Here is an 18,392-nt window from a genome sequence, read left to right as displayed (position 1 = left end):
AGTGAAGAAAGTCGTCCATAATCCGGTGCAACTAGAAGCTCTTCTGTCCGTGATAAAGGGGCAGCGGCACTATGATTATGATCTTGAAACCGCATTATTTTATTTAGATTAATTAAAAATAATAGCGAAGTAAATGAAAAATCGGTCTTGATTCAAGTTTATTTAGACTGATTACAAATAAAAATTTTCTATGAACTGGAAAAATTGATAGAGAATAGCTAATATGGGGAGCTTCTCCTGTAGTTCGAAATTAAGGATCCTGTCATCAGCTAAGGCTTATGGGCCTCCTAACTCTTGGCCTCTTGCTGACAAAAAAATAGGATCAGTAATTAATCATTTACCAAAAATCACTTGCTTTGCGGGCAAAATACTATCCCACCCTTACGCTAATGAAGAAAGCCGTACTCATCTCCTTTTTTTTAAGTACCATATTTCTATTCTCATGCGGGAAACAAGACGATGAGCGAGTTATTTTCTTTCTTCACAATAGATTTTTGGAAGAACATGGGCTGAATGAATCACACCCTGAGTTTGGACGGGCCGAATACAATGAAATTTTAGCGGAATTTGAAAAAAGTGGCTTTAAAGTCATCAGTGAAAAAAGAAACGGGAATGTAAATGCCAGGGAATATGCGGTAACAATTGTTAGTCAAATCGACAGCTTAATTTCGATTGGAACTGAGCCGGAAAAATTAACAATAGTCGGAACATCAAAAGGAGGTTATATCGCTCAATATGTTTCGACATTAGCTAATAATCCGGAGTTAAATTTTGTCTTTGTGGCAAGTTTTAGTAACAGTGATTTGGAGAATATTCCGGAGATTAATTACTGTGGAAGAATACTCACCATCTTCGAAAAAACCGACCCATTTGGAGTCTCAGCAGTGGGAAGAAAAGAAAGTTCAACCTGTATAATCAACCACTTTAAAGAAGTTGAACTAAATACAGGGTTGGGACATGGCTTTTTATTCCAACCCCTGAAAGAATGGATTGAACCCACCATTCAATGGGCCAGCGGCAACTATGAGCTCAAATAAACTTCGAGAGAACTTACGGATTCAATGACTTGGCATCGGTGTACTGATCCTCTGTCCGGATCCGGAGTGGGACAAGCAACTTTTTCCCATGTTAAACTAAGGCTCTACAGTCACTATTACCCTTTTGTATCGGGTGAGGGCAGGTGTTCCCCGGTCGGTGACAGCCAGAACGATATGTATGTCCCCCAGTCGCTGGGCTTTGGGGATGATAAAATGGGCTTTCGGTTTATCAGCATTTTCAATCTTCAATGGTGTGGCTGTCCGTCCGCTGGCTATGGTGAAAGCTCCCGGCTCTGAATAATAAAACCATTCATACGTAAGCTGGTCTCCATCAGGATCTGTGCTGCCTTCGGCACTCAGGTCAATACGCTCACCGATTTTGGCAGTAATCCGATCAGGGGAACTAAGTTTAGGTTTGGGAGGGTGATTAGCCTCTTTATAAGGTTTAATAGTCCAGTCCATTCTAGCCTCAAAATCATTTTGAAAAGCTTCTCTCCATCGCCAGATAGTGGCCTTATTACTTGTATGCCAATTACCGTCAAAGCCTAGCGCCTCATCCATCGCATCGGTCCACAGGGGACGGGTTTCCGGTTCGGAAAACCACCTCTGGGTTCTGGGCAGATAAAACTCATATCTTCCACCCCAATTGCCATAATGTGGATTCTCAGGGCTTTCCAAGCCGGTATGGATCAAATGCATAAAGCTGGGAGAATCTCCCTCCATCAGAAATTCCATGTGCGGGTATTCTTTGCCCAGAGGACCTTTGCTGCGGATATGCGTATCTAGCCAGGGATTGTCCACAATTTCGAAATTTCCTCCGGCAAATCGCCCGTGGAATTTATCACCACTGATCCCCGACCAAGTCGCAAAATGGTACCCTCCAAAATCATGGATTCCCGGACTGGCGATATAGAAAAGTTCGGGAAAAGTTTTTCTTAGCCATGGTCCACTGTCATCCTGATCAGATATAGTATAAACTCTCAGTTTGGATACAAACTTTGCCACTTCGGCCGAATTACGGGTTTCTTTCACCTTCCAAAGTGCCTGTGCCAGACAATTGGGCCCTCCCCAGACCAGCACCCAAACAGGCCTTTGATCCTCTTTATCCACCGTATTGATGATCAATTCCGATCCCTCGGAATCCATACCTTCACCGACAGCTTCCATTCCGTACTTAGGGATTCCTTCCTTCACCACTGCTCTCAACTGCTCGGCAGTAGGGTAGCCTTGTTCATGTATTTCAAGATTATCCCTTACTTTTCCATATGCCGTGAGGATCTCCATAATCCTCCAAGAAGCGATTTTATTTTGTTGATGGATAGAGGTCGTAGCGACCAGACCTTCCACATCCCATTGATTGGAATAGGTCAAAAATCTCACCAGAGACATGGCGTCATCGGGCTCATTTTCTATATCCGTGAGTACAATGATGCGTTCTTTCTCCAGGCTGTTTTGTGCTATCAAAGGAGAGCTGGCGAGCAAAAGGGCTATGAAATATAAGGCTTTCATGTTTTTTGGGTTTGGGTAGGTTTGTAAGGTTTGGGAAACCTTAACTTCTGTCCACAGATTCTTTGGTATTCAAATAGGAAAAACATTCTCTGGGTAGATGCTTTTTAGTCTTAATTTTCAGACCAAGAAATTGGGATTAAATTTTTTCAAATTTATCCACAGTCAATTCGGATTTCACCTCCCCCGTATGCTTTGTGCTCTGAGGCTCGAAAAGTAGAATCCAGGCTTCTTCTTCTGCCACAGGTCTATGTTCTACACCCCGTGGAATTACGAGCATTTCCCCTTCGTCCAGCGTGATGGACTCCCCTTCCAAATCAATTTTAAGAGATCCTTTTACTATCAAAAAGAGTTCGTCTTCATTGGTGTGATTATGCCAAACAAACTCACCCTTTACTTTGGCTAGTTTCACATCCTGTCCGTTGAGTTCTCCGATTATTTTCGGAGACCAAAGCTCCTTTATCAGGTCAAATTTCTCGTTAAGGTTTACTTTCTTCATACTAGTTAAATTTAACATATGGTATTATTCCTTTGGAAGAACTCTCTAATTTAAGATTATTCAAACCGCATCTTTTGAATCCGTATTGCATTCAGGATTGCCAATAAAGCTACTCCCACATCCGCAAAAACCGCCGCCCACATACTTGCCAATCCCAGTGCTCCAAGTATCAGAACCAGGACTTTTATACCAAAAGCAAAGCCTATGTTCTGCCAGACGATTTGCTTGGTGCTTTTACCGATAGAAATCGCCATTGGGATCTTAATAGGCCTGTCATCCTGAATCACCACATCGGCAGTTTCTATCGTAGCGTCGCTTCCCAAGCCTCCCATTGCTATCCCCACATCAGAGATTGCCACAACTGGTGCATCGTTCACCCCGTCCCCTACAAAAGCAACAGTTCCTTTTTGAGCTTTGATTTCCTTGACTTTTTCTACTTTATCCTCCGGCAGCAAATCACCAAATGAATGGGGAATCCCCAATTGGTCTGCCACAAATTTGACCACATTACTTTTGTCTCCACTGAGCATTGTGATTCCTATTCCCATGGATTTCAAGCGATCAATTGTCCGCAGGGCATCACTTTTTATGCTGTCTGCTATGGTCAAATAGCCGGCGAATTTCCCATCGTATGCTATCGCCACCAGCGTGTAAGCAACACCCGTTGGATCGATGGAATAGGGAATCGAAAACCTATCCATCAGCTTGAAATTTCCGACAAGCAATTCTTTTCCTTCCACCTGTGCCCTCAACCCGTGTCCGGCAATTTCCTCTATATTCTCGGGGACAATATCAAAATCAATCTCTCCCACATGATCTTTAACCGCGCCGGCTATTGGATGCGAGCTTTTGCTTTCCAGAGAATTGACAAAATCAAGAATTTTTGTGCCCTCAAATTCAGGTCGAAGATGAACTTCCTGTACCTTGAAAATGCCTTCGGTCATCGTTCCCGTTTTGTCCATCACCACTTCTTTGATCTCTGCCAGACTATCCAAGAAATTGCTCCCTTTGAACAATATTCCATTTTTGCTCGCAGCTCCAATTCCACCAAAATACCCAAGGGGAATACTGATCACGAGCCCGCAGGGGCAGGAGATAACCAAGAAAACCAATGCGCGATAAAGCCAATCGCTGAACTCATAATCATGGACAAAAAGATAGGGAAGAAAGCAAATTCCTATTGCGAGGTAAACCACTATTGGGGTATATATTTTGGCGAATTTTCTGATGAAGAGCTCCGTCGGTGCTTTTTGAGCTGTGGCGTTCTGCACCAATTCCAAAATCCTTGAAAGTTTACTGTCTGTGTAGGCCGCCGTTACTTGGACTTGGGATACAGTATTCAGATTCACCATTCCTGCCAGTACTACAGCGCCTTTTTTCTTAGAATCAGGCTTGCTCTCCCCGGTCAACGCGGCAGTATTAAAAGAAGCTTTTTCTGAGAGCAATTCCCCGTCCAGACCAAGTTTTTCGCCGGGCTTCAGTTGGATGATATCTCCGATTTGGGCTTTCTCAGCTTTGATAGTCTTGGTGGTATTACCTTCCAAAACCGTCACTTCATCAGGTCGCTGGTCCAGTAAAGTTTTGATGTTGGTTTTTGCTTTACGGACTGCCATTCCCTGAAAGACTTCCCCCACAGAGTAAAAAAGCATCACCGCAACTCCCTCTGGATATTCTCCTATGGCAAAGGCTCCCAATGTCGCGATTCCCATCAGAAAAAATTCTGAAAACACATCGCCCTTGGTTATGCTCTTCAAGGCCTCTTTGAGTACAGGTAGCCCAACGGGAATATATGCCACGAGATACCAGCCTAATCTTAGGTAACCTCCAAACCAATCCTGAGGGAAAATATGATCCAAACCCAGACCCAGTATCATTACTGTAAATGAAAAAATAGCCGGTGCAAAGAATTTCAACATGGGTTCACTCTTCGCTGGAGAGTGATCATGTCCGTCATCGTTAGAATGACCTTGATGGTTTGCCTCCTCTTCTACAGTACAACAGCATTTATCTTTTACTTCCACTTAGCTTTTGGTTTAGTTTTGTTTCATCAAGTTCATCACTTGGTCGATAGGCAATTGCAATACGCTATGCCCCTCGCTTCCTTCCATACTTTGCGCAGCAAATAAAGAATTGATAATCGCCTCCTCCGTAGCTTCTATCACTGCCATGAACAAACCTGACATATCATCATTTCTCAGATATTCTACTGATTCCAGTGCTCCGTTTTCGGAAGAGTGCGGTATGCGAAGTCCTTCTGCAGTGCTGAAAGCAATCACATAATCTCCGGAACCATTAGAAGCGATTCCACCTGTTTTTGCCAAGCCCATCATGGCTCGCTTTGCCATTCTTTCGAGATTTCTTTCCAATACAGGGGCATCCGTAGCCACTACGATCATGCAGCTTCCATCGGATTTTTCCATCGCATCCCGAAAGGGGTATTTGCCCATTTTCTCGCCCACTGCCACACCATCGATCTGAAGATTTCCTCCGAAATTGGTTTGAACCAACACGCCGACTGTAAAGCCTCCCAAACTCTCAGGTAGCTTTCTGGATGAGGTTCCTATTCCTCCTTTCCAGCCAAAACAAACCGTGCCCGTTCCTGCACCCACATTTCCTTCGGCGACTTTTCCCGTCTTGGCAGATTCTATGGCTCCAATTACTTCAGCCGGTGAAATATGCATTCCTCGGATATCATTCAGGTAGCCATCATTTGTCTCTCCGACCAGAGCATTCACCGATTGTGCATTTTCATTTCCTTCTTGCGCCAAAGAATATCGAACTACTCCTTCGATTCCGGCGGCTACACTCAGTGTATTGGTGAGAATAATCGGTGTCTCGATGTTGCCAAGCTCCTGCACCTGAGTAGTTCCTGCAAGCTTCCCAAATCCATTGCCCACATAAATTGCTGCAGGAACTTTTTGCTGAAAAATATTTCCATTATGGGGCAAAATAGCTGTTACTCCCGTGCGGATATTTTCGCCTTCTATTTTGGTGAGATGCCCTACTTTCACACCGCTTACATCGGTAATTGCATTTAGCACACCCGTAGGAAGAACACCGAATACGATTCCTTTTTCCCTGGGTCTTTCTTGGGCAAATGAGCTAAAAACAAAGGAGATTAGAAGGGCAATCAGGAAACAGAATTTTTTCATAGCCGGTGATTTCCCGAATTTAAACTTTCTGCCTTCACCAAAAAACCACTTGGCAAAGCAATTCCCCCAGTAATCATTATTTCAGCTTCATTTTCCCCAGATTTGAACTTCTACTGTACACTATTCTTGTTTTTGGGAAATTTCTAATCGTATAAAACATTATCCGATCTATTTTTTCTCGGACAATGGGATTGGTGCAGGCATCTTTTAAATTAGCATTTTGCTTAGCAGTCAGAATCAACATAAGGATTGGAATCTTCCCAAATGGGAATGAAAATTCAAATTAGATGTACTTTCTGAAAAAGTAAGATAATATGCAGTGCCCACTGTGCAAATCTCTGTGAACACAGTGCTTAAAAACTCTCAAAAAAATGCTGAAAAAAGAAAGATACGAAGCCATCATCAACCATTTCCGCGAAAATATGCCTATTGCGGAGACTGAACTTCAGTATGAAAATCCCTTTCAGCTGCTAGTGGCAGTCGTGCTCTCAGCCCAATGTACTGATAAGCGTATTAATCTGGTTACTCCCGCACTTTTTCGGGATTTTCCAGCACCGGAGTTTTTGGCAGCATCGAATTTTGACGAGCTTTTTCCCTACATCAAAACCGTTTCTTACCCAAATAATAAGACCAAGCATCTTTTGGGCTTGGGAAAAATGCTTGTGGAGGACTTTGGGAGTGAGGTTCCTTCTACTGTTCCGGAATTGATCAAGCTTCCCGGAGTGGGAAGAAAAACTGCAAATGTGATCACTTCGGTGGTCTGGAACCAGCCAAATATGGCAGTGGATACCCATGTTTTTCGCGTTTCGAAGCGACTTGGCTTAGTATCACAAAGCGCCAAAACTCCCTTGGAAGTGGAGAAACAGCTTATCCGCCATATTCCCAAGGAGTATGTGCACATCGCGCATCACTGGTTGATTTTGCATGGTAGGTATGTTTGCTTGGCGCGAAGGCCGAAATGCGAGGAGTGCACGTTGACTCATCTGTGTCGGTATTTTGAGAAAAATCAGGGCGAAATCACCAAAGTCGAAACGGGAAATTAATGTGCGGGATCCATCTGATCTGGGGAGAAGGAGCAAATGAAGAGGCTGTCAATAGAATGCTTCAGCAAAGTCAACATCGGGGACCTGATCAGCAAGCCGGTTTTAGTCCTTGGCCGGGACTTTGGATTGGAGTTAATCGGCTAAAAATCGTTTCACCGGGAGTTGAAGCAGATCAGCCTTTTTGGTCACCGGATGGAAACTCTTTGCTGGTCTGGAATGGAGAACTTTATAATTTTCAGGAAATCCGAAATCTCCTCATTCAGAGGGGAATTACTTTTGTGACACATTCCGACACCGAAGTAGTATTGCATATACTGAGAATTTTCGGAGCGAAAGGATTGGAGAAACTGAACGGGATGTTTGCCTTGATCTTTGTGGACTTGACAGACAAATCTGTGTTGGTAGCCCGGGATAAAAAAGGTGAAAAACCGCTCTATTATGCCCAAGGTCCAGAAAATCTGGTTATTTCTTCAGAGTGTCGCAGCATTCAGGCGCTAAAGAATTCCCGACTTGAATGGAAACAGTTTGAATCTTACTTCTACCTCAGAACAGCATTTTTTGGAAACACCTTTTTTGAAGGAATTCATGAATGGAAATCTGGACGATTTAGTGAGAGTTTGAATCATACGGCATTCCGAGGTGATCATATTCCGACTGAATCCCATTCCGGTCCTGAGCCAACTTGTGGAAATTTCCGGGAGCTACTTACTGATGCTGTTTTGAATCAATTTCATGCAGATGTGCCGGTAGGGATGCAGCTCAGTGGAGGAGCTGACAGTTCTCTGCTTTATGCACTTTGGTACAAAGAAACCGGCATACCGTTACCTTCATTTACCATCCAGATAGAAGAGAAATTTCGAAAGAAGTATTCAGATGGGAATGCGGCAGGCCGCTTTGCAAGACAATTTCCATCAAGCCATCATCTAATAGAAATTACCCAAGATGTCTTTTGGGAAAATTGGGGGGATTATTTGAAGTCTGTGGATCAGCCCATTGGGGATTCTGCCGGTTTTCTCACTTGGATGATAGGGAAGGAAGCCAAAAAATCAGTTAAAGTTCTGGTTTCAGGAGCAGGAGCAGATGAGCTTTGGGGAGGATACCAGCGACATAAGGCTTTTGACGCTTACCAAAAAAACAAGGATATACTACTGAGATTTCAATGGATTCTTCGAAAACTGCCACTTGGAAGGAGCTATCAAAAATTCATTTCGGCTATAGACTTGACTCCTCAGAAAACCTTTCTCAATTTCTCCGGATTGGATACTATTCCTCATGACATGGACGAAAACTTTCAGTATCTTTTCGATAGAGATCTTCCTGAATACACTCAAATGCTCGATTTTGACAGAAGATTTTATCTGGCACAGGATGTCTTGAAGATTCAGGACAATGCTTTGATGGCGCATAGCATAGAAGGGAGATCTCCTTATTTGGATGCAGGGATGCTGGATTTATGGAAAAATGTGAAGGATGAAAAAGTGCTGAAAGACAAGCCTTGGATCAAAAGAATTCTGAGCGAACTGGATTTAGCTTGGATAGCTGAACGTAAGAAAATAGGATTTGGGCTTCCCCTGCAAGAATGGTTTGCAGAGAATGGGGAGTTTTCCAAGCGTATTTTCAATTCTATCAAAGCATTCGAGAAAAGCCATGGGGAGCTATTTCCTATAAAGATGAGATCACTTGCCGCTCAGCCTGAGCTTGGCGTGAAACTTCATTTTTTAACACTTTACAATCTGTTTCTTCTGGCAGAATGGGTGAAATTGCACAAGCTATGAGGATCATTTATATCCACCAATATTTTAGAACTCCGGCAGAAGGAGGGGCAGTTCGCTCCTATCATCTCGCCAAGGGGCTGGTGGATGCCGGATATGAGGTGGAGCTGATCACGGGAGGTGCTCAGGCCGGCTATGATCAGCGATGGATAGACGGTATCAAGGTTCACTACCTACCGGTGGACTATGATCAGAAATTTGGTTTTTTTAAGCGTGTGCTATCCTTTCTGGCCTACGTTCGTCAAGCTAAAAGGCTTATCGGAAAACTTCCTCGCCCGGATTTATTGTATGTCACTTCCACCCCGCTGACCACAGGATTGCTTGGGCTCTGGGCGAAGAAAAACTTGGCTATTCCTTATGTCTTTGAAGTTCGGGATCTTTGGCCCCAAGCTCCCATTGAAGTGGGCGCAATCAGGAATTCCCTATTGAAACGAAGCTTGATTTCGTTGGAGAAAAAGATTTATCAGCAAGCGTTAAGTCTGGTTGCACTGTCTCCGGGAATTGCCGATCATCTGCGGAAAGTGGTTCCACAACAGCAGATTCATTTGATTCCAAATTTCTCGGACTTGGATAGATTTTTCCCAATGGAAAAGACCGGAAATCTGCTCCTAAAGTACGGACTGAAGGATAGAGTGACCATCGCTTACACAGGGGCTTTGGGACAGGTAAATGCGGTGGATGAACTCCTTGACCTTGCCGAAATTGCCAGAAATAAAGGTAAAGATTGGCAGTTTTTGATTATGGGGAATGGAAGTAGTAAAGAGCAACTTAGAAAGATGGCTAAGGAAAAATCCCTTTCCCAGGTTTATTTTATTCCATTTGGCTCCAAGGAAAAAGTCAATGAAGTGCTCAGTTTGGCAGATTTTGCATGGATATCTTTTGCTCATTTGCCGGTATTGAAAGCCAATAGTCCGAATAAATTTTTTGATGCGCTGGCGGCTGGCAAGGCGATTTTGATCAATCATAAAGGATGGGTTTATGATTTGGTAAAAACTCATCAATTGGGTGTCTGTTGCTTACCCGGGAAAATTGAATCTGCCTTTTTGCAGCTTGAAAAATTGGAGGGAGACCCGTCAGAACTTATAAAAATGGGGCATAACTCCAGAAAACTGGCAGCACAGTATTTTACTAAAGAGCAGGCAGTTTTCCATTTGATTCGGACATTAGACCCAACCTACAATCCTCCCGGTTCCTCGGATGAAAAATTTTATCTAATGGCGTGAGGGAAATTTACGGAAGATTTTTTTCAGCATATTTCTCATGTGTTTTTAACTCATTCCTCTAGATTAAACCCGCTTTAGGACGTTTTTTTTACTCATAGTAGGTTGATTATAACCTTCGTAAATCCAGTCCTTTTTCAAAAAAACTACTAGAATACAAAACCATTTGCGTGTTAGCAGGTTTCATTTATCCAACTTAACCATAAACCAACTAACATGAAAAAGTTTAATATGAATCTATGGCGATATCTCTCGCTTTCACTTGCAATGATGGTCATGATTGCATTTACATCCTGTGACAATGATGATGACGAGCCTATGCCTGAACAGGCTAATGTCGTAGAGGTACTAGGAGGCGACATTAACTTCAACACGCTTACTACGGCGGTGATTGCAGCAGGACTGGATGATGATCTAAGCGGAGCAGGCCCCTTTACTGTTTTTGCACCTACCAATGATGCATTTGGTGATTTTCTTTCAGACAACAGCTTAACTTCTGATGAACTGATTGGCAGTGCAGATTTATCCAATACCTTAAGATACCATGTAGTGTCTGGGAACATTGCCTCGGGAGATGTGGAGGCAGGCGCTGTCACTTCCTTGTCAGGCGATAAGTTCTATATCAGTATCGATCCTGATGGTAGAGTTTGGATCAATGGAAACACTATGGTAACAGCTGTGGACAAAATGGCAAGTAATGGGGTGATCCATACATTGGATTATGTAATTACAGCTCCCACCATGAGTATAGCTGAAATTGCAGTGGAAAACTCAACTTCCTCTACTCCCGAATTCACCCAATTAGTGGCAGCACTTACGAGAGCTGGTTTGGTAGATGCCGTGAGTGGGGATTCGGATGATGATTTGACAGTTTTTGCGCCAACAGATGCTGCTTTTGAAGATTTATACACTGCACTTGGGGTAAGTGGTGTTGATGAAATCGATGTGGATTTATTGACTGATGTGCTTATGTATCACGTAGTACCGGCGAGAGCTTTCTCTCAGGATTTAAGAAATGAGGCAAGTTTGCCTACTCTATTGGAAGGAAGCAATTTAACTGTAGATCTTCCTGGACTAATGATAAATGAAAGTAGCTTGGTGCCACCCATGCTAAATATCCATGCAACAAATGGCGTAATCCATGTAATAAATAAAGTAATAATACCGGAATAAGTTAGGATGGGTTTAGTGATAAAGTGGGTTTCTGTAGAAATCCGCTTTTTTTATTTCTGGTTTAACTTCTCATGAACCTGCCCCCCTTGGCCTATAGCCTGATCCTCTGAAAATCTTCTCTGCATCCGGCTCAGCCATCAGCACATCCAAAGGGACATCTTGATTGAATTGATAATCATCCACGATATTCCATCCCAACCATCTTCCCAATCGGCCTGGGGCTTTGGTGCTGATCGCATCGGTGAAGGGAGCTTCGCCTATATATTTTCTGATTTCAAAAGGATTTGTCTCGTAGAGTAATTCGTTTTCCACGAAGTGCGACCAGATCAATTCCTCATTGTCAAAGCTTTCCTTAATCGCCTCGGGAGTATAGCCTATGATGTATTGATCAGAAGTGCAGGGCAAAATAGCCTTGGTGAAATGGTATGATTTGCCATAATAAATCATCTCTGCCAGCAGGGTGTTATCCAGAGGGTTGGTTTCGTTAAATCTGGCCGAAATCGCCATCACGATCATCGGAACAATGAAAGGCCTGTCATATCGCTCTGCCATATAACGGGGAAGCTCCGGCTGGAAAGTATGCGTGGGCGGCAGGAAATAATCCAAGCCGATAACGATGAGTTCGTCCGTGACGATCAGATCAGAATTGAAGCCTGATACAAAGGTGTAAATTTTTGGTACGTGAAATTGTGGAAAGTAATACTTAATGGCTTTGAAGGCCGTTTCCAATTCTTTCTCTACCTCTAAAAAATCACCGTACATATGCTGTACTGAATCATACAGTACATGCATAGCCGAGTCTTGATGAATAACCAGTAGATCTTCAGCTAAGCTGTCAGAATTTGGATAGAGATCCATCTGCAGATATTCTTTGGTGAATTCGGGATGTTTCTCCAAGAGATAATTGAATTCCTCAGCAGATTGCGCATTGTAGAAATCCTGTTCCAAGCGGGTGACTGTCACAGTCAGATCTTGGGCCAATATTTCCTGCGACAGCTCACAGTTTTCTTCCTTTTTGCCGCAGGCAAAGGCTATGATCAGTAAAAAAGAAAAATATCGTGCACTGTAAGTCCTCATAAATCAGTTTTTGACAAAAATAAACATTGAAATGGAAAGAAAAGTATTCCTGTCTTTTCTCCCCTTCTAGGATAAACGAACATTGGAATTAATTGGTATTACTTATAATTGACTGCTGGCAAAACCCGAAAAAGCTAAAACTATTCTAAATCACTTCCCACGTACAGCAGTCAAAATCACCTCAAAAACAGCTGTCGGTTGCAATGACTTTTGGCCGAGAAGGGCTTCATCAGCTACCAGCAAAGGCTTATCCAAATCATCCTCACTTAATCTCCCGTGTGCGCCTTTCACCAAAGTAGCATCCAGCGGAATGACGTCCATCAAGTATCGGAACCCCAGCTTTTTCTTGAGGACTTTTGACCCAACGGTAAGCATGGGAATCTTGATATTCGGATTCAAAACCAATTCCACAGGGTCGTATCCCGGCTTTTTGTGGATATCCACGCAGCGGGCATAATCGGGTGCCTTGGCATCATCCAGCCAGAAATAATAGGTAAACCATGAGTCTTTATCCGCCATCACGACCAAATCACCTGAGCGCTCATGGTCTATGTGGTGCTTCTTTTTGCCTTCTGTATCCAGCACCAATTCAACTCCCGGAGTATCTTCCAGAATCTTCTTTACCTGCGGTAAAATGCTTAAATCATTGACATGCACATGCGCCACCTGATGATCCGCCACCGCGAAAGCCTTGGAAGTCCCCGCATCCAATGTCTCCAATCCCTGCTCATCCTTTACCTGTATCCAGCCTTGATTTCTGAAAATTCTGTTTAGATGAATGGGTTTACTTACCGATGTGATTGCATATTCAGAGAGCAAAATTACTTGAGTTCCCTGCTTTTCGAAGTAGGAGATCAAATCTTCGGCAAGTTCATCGACTTCTTTGAGATACTTGCCGATTTTGTCAAAATCAATTCCATACTTCTGAAGAGAATAATCCAAGTGGGGGATATAAATTAGATTAAGAGTTGGACTATGCCATTCATCTACTTTCTTGGATGCTTCAGCGATCCATTTGCTGGATGCAATATTGGCATTGGGACCCCAAAAAGAAAAAAGTGGAAACTGCCCCAACTCCTTCTGAAGACGATCACGAAGTTCCATGGGTTGGCTATGGCAATCCGGCTCCTTCCTGCCATCGGCCAAGTAAAGCGGCCTTGGAGTCACGGCATAATCTACACTGGAATACATATTGTACCACCAGAACATGTTCGCCACAGTGAAGGTCGGATCCTCTTTCTTAAGAATTTCCCAGATTTTCGGTGACTGGACCAATTTGTTGGATTGACGCCAAAACTTGATTTCACACTCATCCTGAAAATACCAGCCATTACCCACAATTCCGTTTTCGTTGGGCATTTTTCCTGTCAAATAAACTGACTGGGCAGAGCAGGTCACAGCAGGCAAAACGGGTTCTACGACAGCTTGTCTCTTTTTTTCAATCCACTTTTTCAGAAAAGGAGTATGCTCTCCGATTACACGGGGAGAAAGCGCTACGATATCAAGAACTACTGTTTTTTTCATTTCAAATTGGTGTAAATAACCTGCTGGTAAGCTTCGAGGTTAATTTATAGTTTAGGGTGCTTGCCGGGGGAAATTAATTGCCGGCCAACTTCATTTTTTCAGTTACCCAAGCCAATTCTCTTGAAATGGATTCTCCTAGACTCAGTCGTATATTTTCAGGCAAGACCTCCCAGGTATAAGTCTCCACTTCCAGATGATTGGTCAACGAATGATTTTTTAAAATCTCATTGAGTACAATTGAAATTTGATCTTGGGTGGAGGACAGAACCCCATAATTATCCATGAAAACAGGGACATGGAAATGAATTCTCCACTCCTCGGCATCTGCAGAGTTAAGCTCTTTGAGAGCATCCGGGAGATCAGAAAATGAAGTTAAATGACCGTCTTTACCCCTTCCAACAACTTGATGTAGGTAGGTGGACTCTTCAAATGGCAGTAAGCTTAGTTTAACCAAATCTCTCACTTCTGGCTCTGCAGGAATCATTACTTTCAGAGCAGCAGAAATCTGAATTTTTCCTATTCTAATTCCAGCTTGTTCGAACTTGGCAAAAGTATCGGCGGGCTTTTCGTAAACTATCGCAAAATGACATACGTCGTAACACACTTGAATATGCTCTTTTATAGCCTTTTCTGCCTGATCTTCGGAAATAGCCAGTCTCTCTGCCAGCCAAGGTTTACCCATAGGCAGCAACCAATGGGTAAACAGCCACACCATCTCATCAGAATTTTCCAGAATGCCGTCCGGTTCCGGCTCAATATCCAGATGAAGTGACTTGCCGGTTTGCTTTTTGATTTCAGCCAATTCAGCCACTATTTCTAGCAAGTGCTTGGTTGCAATCTCCATTCCGTCATTCAGTTCGGTTTCGGATTTGAACCAATGTCTATAGGAAACAGGAGAGGTGGAAATACCTCCATCCAATCCCTCAGGTAAAAGTTTTGATAAGATATGAAAAGACCTGATGGTATAATCGCGTCGATCGGTAGTGGTCCAGTCGGGAAAGTGTACCTGATCTTTGACGGTAGTACGATGAAAATCTCCGTATGGAAATCCATTCAAGGTGAATACATACGCATTTTCAGAATTCAGCCAACGTTGAAATTCAGCTAGGTGCTCGTCCTTTTCCAATAGGAGGCTGGCCTCATGGGAAAGCCTTAAGCCTATTCCAAATGGCTTCTCTACATTCAGTCGTTCCCGTATTTCGGGAATATATTTCTTGAGATTTTCGAAGGTCAGCTCCCAGCTTTCTCCAGGGTGAATATTGCTGCAATATGTGAGGTGAAAACCGCTGATTTCCATTAGTGAAATTGGTTATATCCTGATTAACTGTTAACCAAATCTTCCTTTTGGTTGAAACTTTTGAGTAAATCCACAGATTGATTAATTAACGTATGATCCATCTCGTGGACTTCTTCTCCTTTACCCAAGGCCGTCAAAAGCATAATGGTGAGTTGTCCGCCTAGATGCTCCTGAAATTCCTGAAGGCCTTTGATTAGGCTGTCACCCCCCAATTCAGGAGCGAATAGTTCAAAGCCCAAGGTCTTGAATACAGAAATGATTCTCGATAGATCAGCTTCCGAAATCCATCCTTTGAGAAATGAATAAGTAGAGTCCAATGCAATTCCAATTGCCACAGCCTCACCGTGACGAATTCGGAAATCACTCAGATGCTCCAACTTATGGGCTGCCCAGTGACCAAAATCCAAGGGCCTGGAAGAACCGAATTCAAAAGGATCTTTTCCGGAAATATGGTCCAAGTGCATCTGCGCACAACGGATGATCAATTCCTGCATTGGCTGCATTTCCCGCTTTGCCAGAGCTGAAGCATTAGCTTCGATCCAGGTAAAGAAACTTAAATCCTTGATCAAAGCGACTTTGATTGCCTCGGAAATTCCCGATCTCCAATCCCTATCATCCAGTGTAATGAGGAAGTTGAAATCATTCAAAACTGCATATGGAGGAGTAAAAGTCCCCAGGTAATTCTTTTTGCCGAATAGGTTTACAGAGTTTTTTACACCTACAGCAGAATCATTTTGTGAAAGTACGGTGGTGGGAATCCGGATCAGGCGAATACCACGGTGCGAAATTGCCGCAGCGAACCCAACCATATCAATGACTGCCCCACCGCCAATCACAGCAATATATGAATGCCTGTCAATTCCGTACAAATGTGTCGCTTCGACGATCCTCTTGTATATAGTCTCATCATTTTTGGAAGCTTCTCCGCCTTCTACCACAATAGGCGCGCATGCATTTGAAAAGAATTCAGCATGTGCTTCTGCATAAGCTTCCAGCTGTGCAATCAACTTTGGGTGGGCATCGGTGACTCCCTTGTCCACGACGAAAAGAACCTTGGCATGCCTGCTTTTATCCAAGAGATCAACAAAAACGGTATTGTTTTGGGCGAAAATATCTTCTGAAAAACAGACTGGATATTTGAAGGGAACGGCAAATGATTGTTCAATAATCGTATTCATAATCAACAGGGTATGGGCTTAAGCTGTTTGCTGGAATAAATACAATTCCGAGCCCTTTTTAGTTCTTTGTGTCAGGTAACAGCGAATTTCTTGGCTAGCCAAAGGGAAATAGGTAGCAACAATAATACAATTATTCCAATCTTCCATCCTGCGAAAGCTGCCGCAATAGAAGCATTGACAATAATTAAGGAAATAACGGCAGCTTTCACGGATTTGCCTATAAGTTTTGGATCTTGACTACGGATAGCTTTGACCAAAGGAGGAAAAATCATATAACCGAGCAATGCTAAAAATGGCAATACTTCCCAAATCGCCGTGTTATGCAGGACGGGCATACTGCCAATTACGCAGATTACGAATAAATACATTAGTAAACCACCGTAAAGCGCATTTCTGTTTTTGCCATGTACTTCTCCGCGACTGATCATGGTGATCGCTGCTACAAATACCAAGGGAATAAATCCCAATGGCCAAAATCTGAAAAGTGATTCAGGTACGATGCTTACTCCCAGCAATAGGTTGCCTGCACGGCAAAGTCCCATGTTTATGGGGCCGATGAAATTCTGATGCTTTCCCCAGTAATCATATAGCACAGCTAGGCATGCTACTGTTAAAGCTATTCCCGCAGCGATCAAATTCACCTGAGCTGCAGCCACTACGCCTACGGCTAAAAGCAAAAATGACATCCAGGCAGCTCCGGTTTTAGAAGCTCTTCCGCTGGGAATGGGACGTTCTGGACGTTCTACAGCGTCCAACTCTGCATCAAAGACATCATTGAATGCAACTCCTCCAGCATACAATCCAATTGTACTCAATGAAAGACATGCTAAATTGACAAGATATTCATTGGTACTCGAACCCCAGTCTGTGGCGATATAAGCCCAAACTCCTGCGACTGCACATCCAGCCCATATATCTGCTAGGGCTGTGACTACATTTGCGGGGCGGGTGAGCTGGAGGTAAGCGAAAATGCGGGAAGAACCCATAATTAATTTTCTACGAAATCAGAAGAACCTTCTACTCTTGGTGTTTGGCCGCCGCGAAGTACTGAGTTGCCGCTCATTTTTTTTGTCTGATCCAAAGGAGCTGCATTTAGCCAATCCTGTTCATCCATTTGGCCACTTTGACCGAAGGCAGTCAAGGCATTTTGATATGTTACCAGTCTGATATGCTCCTCGGGAATGCCTGATTTACGCATAAGGTCAGCGGTTTTTGGCACCGCCAGAGGATCAGAAATCCCCCAATCCGCTGCGGAATTGACGATTATTCGCTCAGGGCCATACTGCTTTACGATTTCCACCATGCGCTCAGAGCCCATTTTGGTGTGGGGATAAATGGTGAATCCCGCGTAATACCCGCGATCCAGCACATCCTTTACGGTCTCTTCATTATTATGGTCCACGATCACCATTTTCGGATCAAGACCATGCTCTTCCGACACATCCATACTACGGATAGTGCCTTTTCTTTTATCTCTATGTGGCGTGTGGATAAGTACCGGAAGATCCACTTCTTTGGCCAGCTCCAACTGTAGTCTATAAAACTTGTCTTCAGCTTCCGTCTGATCATCGTAACCGATTTCTCCGATAGCCACCACCCCTTCTTTGCCCACATACAGCGGAAGTAACTCCATCACTTGCTCAGCCAAAGGTTCGTTATTAGCCTCTTTGGAGTTCAAACCCATCGTACAATAATGCACAATACCGAACTGACTGGCCCGAAAACGTTCCCAGCCAACCAGCGTGCTGAAATAATCTTTGAAACTCCCAACTTCTGTGCGTGGCTGTCCCAGCCAAAATGCAGGTTCAATCACCGCTACAATACCTGCTTTTTGCATGGCTTCATAGTCATCGGTGGTACGTGATACGACGTGGATATGTGGATCTATATACATGGTTAGTTGAATTTAAGTTA

Annotated in this window: 15 protein-coding genes; 5 read left to right on the top strand and 10 right to left on the bottom strand. The window is 43.4% G+C overall.

Annotated elements, in window-relative coordinates:
• Positions 1–389 precede the first annotated feature (389 nt).
• Positions 390–1,037, top strand: coding sequence for an alpha/beta hydrolase (locus J2X69_RS18735; RefSeq protein ID WP_310106789.1), 648 nt, complete (start codon positions 390–392; stop codon positions 1,035–1,037).
• 96 nt (positions 1,038–1,133) lie between these two features.
• Here the strand turns inward: J2X69_RS18735 and J2X69_RS18730 are convergent, their stop codons facing one another.
• The 4 genes from J2X69_RS18730 to J2X69_RS18715 form a co-directional block, all read right to left on the bottom strand.
• Positions 1,134–2,546 (bottom strand): nucleoside hydrolase-like domain-containing protein, encoded by a 1,413-nt coding sequence (locus J2X69_RS18730; RefSeq protein WP_310106785.1) that lies wholly within the window; start codon positions 2,544–2,546, stop codon positions 1,134–1,136.
• Between the two features lie 136 nt (positions 2,547–2,682).
• A complete protein-coding gene (locus J2X69_RS18725) occupies positions 2,683–3,042 on the bottom strand; it encodes a cupin domain-containing protein (protein WP_310106782.1) in 360 nt (119 codons plus the stop codon).
• 56 nt (positions 3,043–3,098) lie between these two features.
• Positions 3,099–4,958 (bottom strand): heavy metal translocating P-type ATPase, encoded by a 1,860-nt coding sequence (locus J2X69_RS18720; RefSeq protein WP_310106915.1) that lies wholly within the window; start codon positions 4,956–4,958, stop codon positions 3,099–3,101.
• A gap of 117 nt (positions 4,959–5,075) precedes the next feature.
• Entirely contained in the window at positions 5,076–6,194 is a 1,119-nt protein-coding gene (locus J2X69_RS18715) for a P1 family peptidase (RefSeq protein WP_310106780.1), read from the bottom strand.
• Positions 6,195–6,565: 371 nt separating this feature from the next.
• Between J2X69_RS18715 and nth the strand changes: the two genes are divergently transcribed.
• The 4 genes from nth (at position 6,566) to J2X69_RS18695 (ending at position 11,402) form a co-directional block, all read left to right on the top strand.
• The gene (nth, locus tag J2X69_RS18710; protein ID WP_310106775.1) at positions 6,566–7,237 is read left to right on the top strand and encodes an endonuclease III; all 672 of its coding nucleotides are present in this window, start codon (positions 6,566–6,568) and stop codon (positions 7,235–7,237) included.
• Entirely contained in the window at positions 7,237–9,012 is a 1,776-nt protein-coding gene (asnB, locus tag J2X69_RS18705; protein ID WP_310106772.1) for an asparagine synthase (glutamine-hydrolyzing), read from the top strand. The genes nth and asnB overlap by 1 nt, the downstream gene beginning before the upstream one ends.
• Positions 9,009–10,232: a glycosyltransferase family 4 protein gene (locus tag J2X69_RS18700; protein WP_310106769.1), complete on the top strand. Its 1,224-nt coding sequence runs from the start codon at positions 9,009–9,011 to the stop codon at positions 10,230–10,232. Before asnB ends, J2X69_RS18700 begins: the two co-directional genes overlap by 4 nt.
• Before the next feature lie 213 nt (positions 10,233–10,445).
• A complete protein-coding gene (locus tag J2X69_RS18695; RefSeq protein WP_310106765.1) occupies positions 10,446–11,402 on the top strand; it encodes a fasciclin domain-containing protein in 957 nt (318 codons plus the stop codon).
• Between the two features lie 69 nt (positions 11,403–11,471).
• Here the strand turns inward: J2X69_RS18695 and gldB are convergent, their stop codons facing one another.
• The 6 genes from gldB to J2X69_RS18665 form a co-directional block, all read right to left on the bottom strand.
• Entirely contained in the window at positions 11,472–12,479 is a 1,008-nt protein-coding gene (gldB, locus tag J2X69_RS18690) for a gliding motility lipoprotein GldB (RefSeq protein ID WP_310106762.1), read from the bottom strand.
• 150 nt (positions 12,480–12,629) lie between these two features.
• A complete protein-coding gene (locus tag J2X69_RS18685; RefSeq protein WP_310106758.1) occupies positions 12,630–14,003 on the bottom strand; it encodes an alkaline phosphatase family protein in 1,374 nt (457 codons plus the stop codon).
• Between the two features lie 73 nt (positions 14,004–14,076).
• Positions 14,077–15,300: a metabolite traffic protein EboE gene (gene eboE / locus J2X69_RS18680; protein ID WP_310106756.1), complete on the bottom strand. Its 1,224-nt coding sequence runs from the start codon at positions 15,298–15,300 to the stop codon at positions 14,077–14,079.
• Positions 15,301–15,323: 23 nt separating this feature from the next.
• Positions 15,324–16,478, bottom strand: a complete 1,155-nt coding sequence (locus J2X69_RS18675) for a 3-dehydroquinate synthase (RefSeq protein ID WP_310106754.1) — start codon at positions 16,476–16,478, stop codon at positions 15,324–15,326.
• A gap of 71 nt (positions 16,479–16,549) precedes the next feature.
• Positions 16,550–17,464: a UbiA-like protein EboC gene (eboC, locus tag J2X69_RS18670; protein WP_310106752.1), complete on the bottom strand. Its 915-nt coding sequence runs from the start codon at positions 17,462–17,464 to the stop codon at positions 16,550–16,552.
• Positions 17,465–17,466: 2 nt separating this feature from the next.
• The gene (locus J2X69_RS18665) at positions 17,467–18,372 is read right to left on the bottom strand and encodes a TatD family hydrolase (RefSeq protein WP_310106749.1); all 906 of its coding nucleotides are present in this window, start codon (positions 18,370–18,372) and stop codon (positions 17,467–17,469) included.
• Between the last annotated feature and the right edge of the window lie 20 nt (positions 18,373–18,392).

Source organism: Algoriphagus sp. 4150 (assembly GCF_031457395.1).
GTDB lineage: Bacteria > Bacteroidota > Bacteroidia > Cytophagales > Cyclobacteriaceae > Algoriphagus.
The sequence above is the reverse complement of the archived record's forward strand: the minus strand, read 5'-3'. Positions and strand labels throughout refer to the sequence as shown.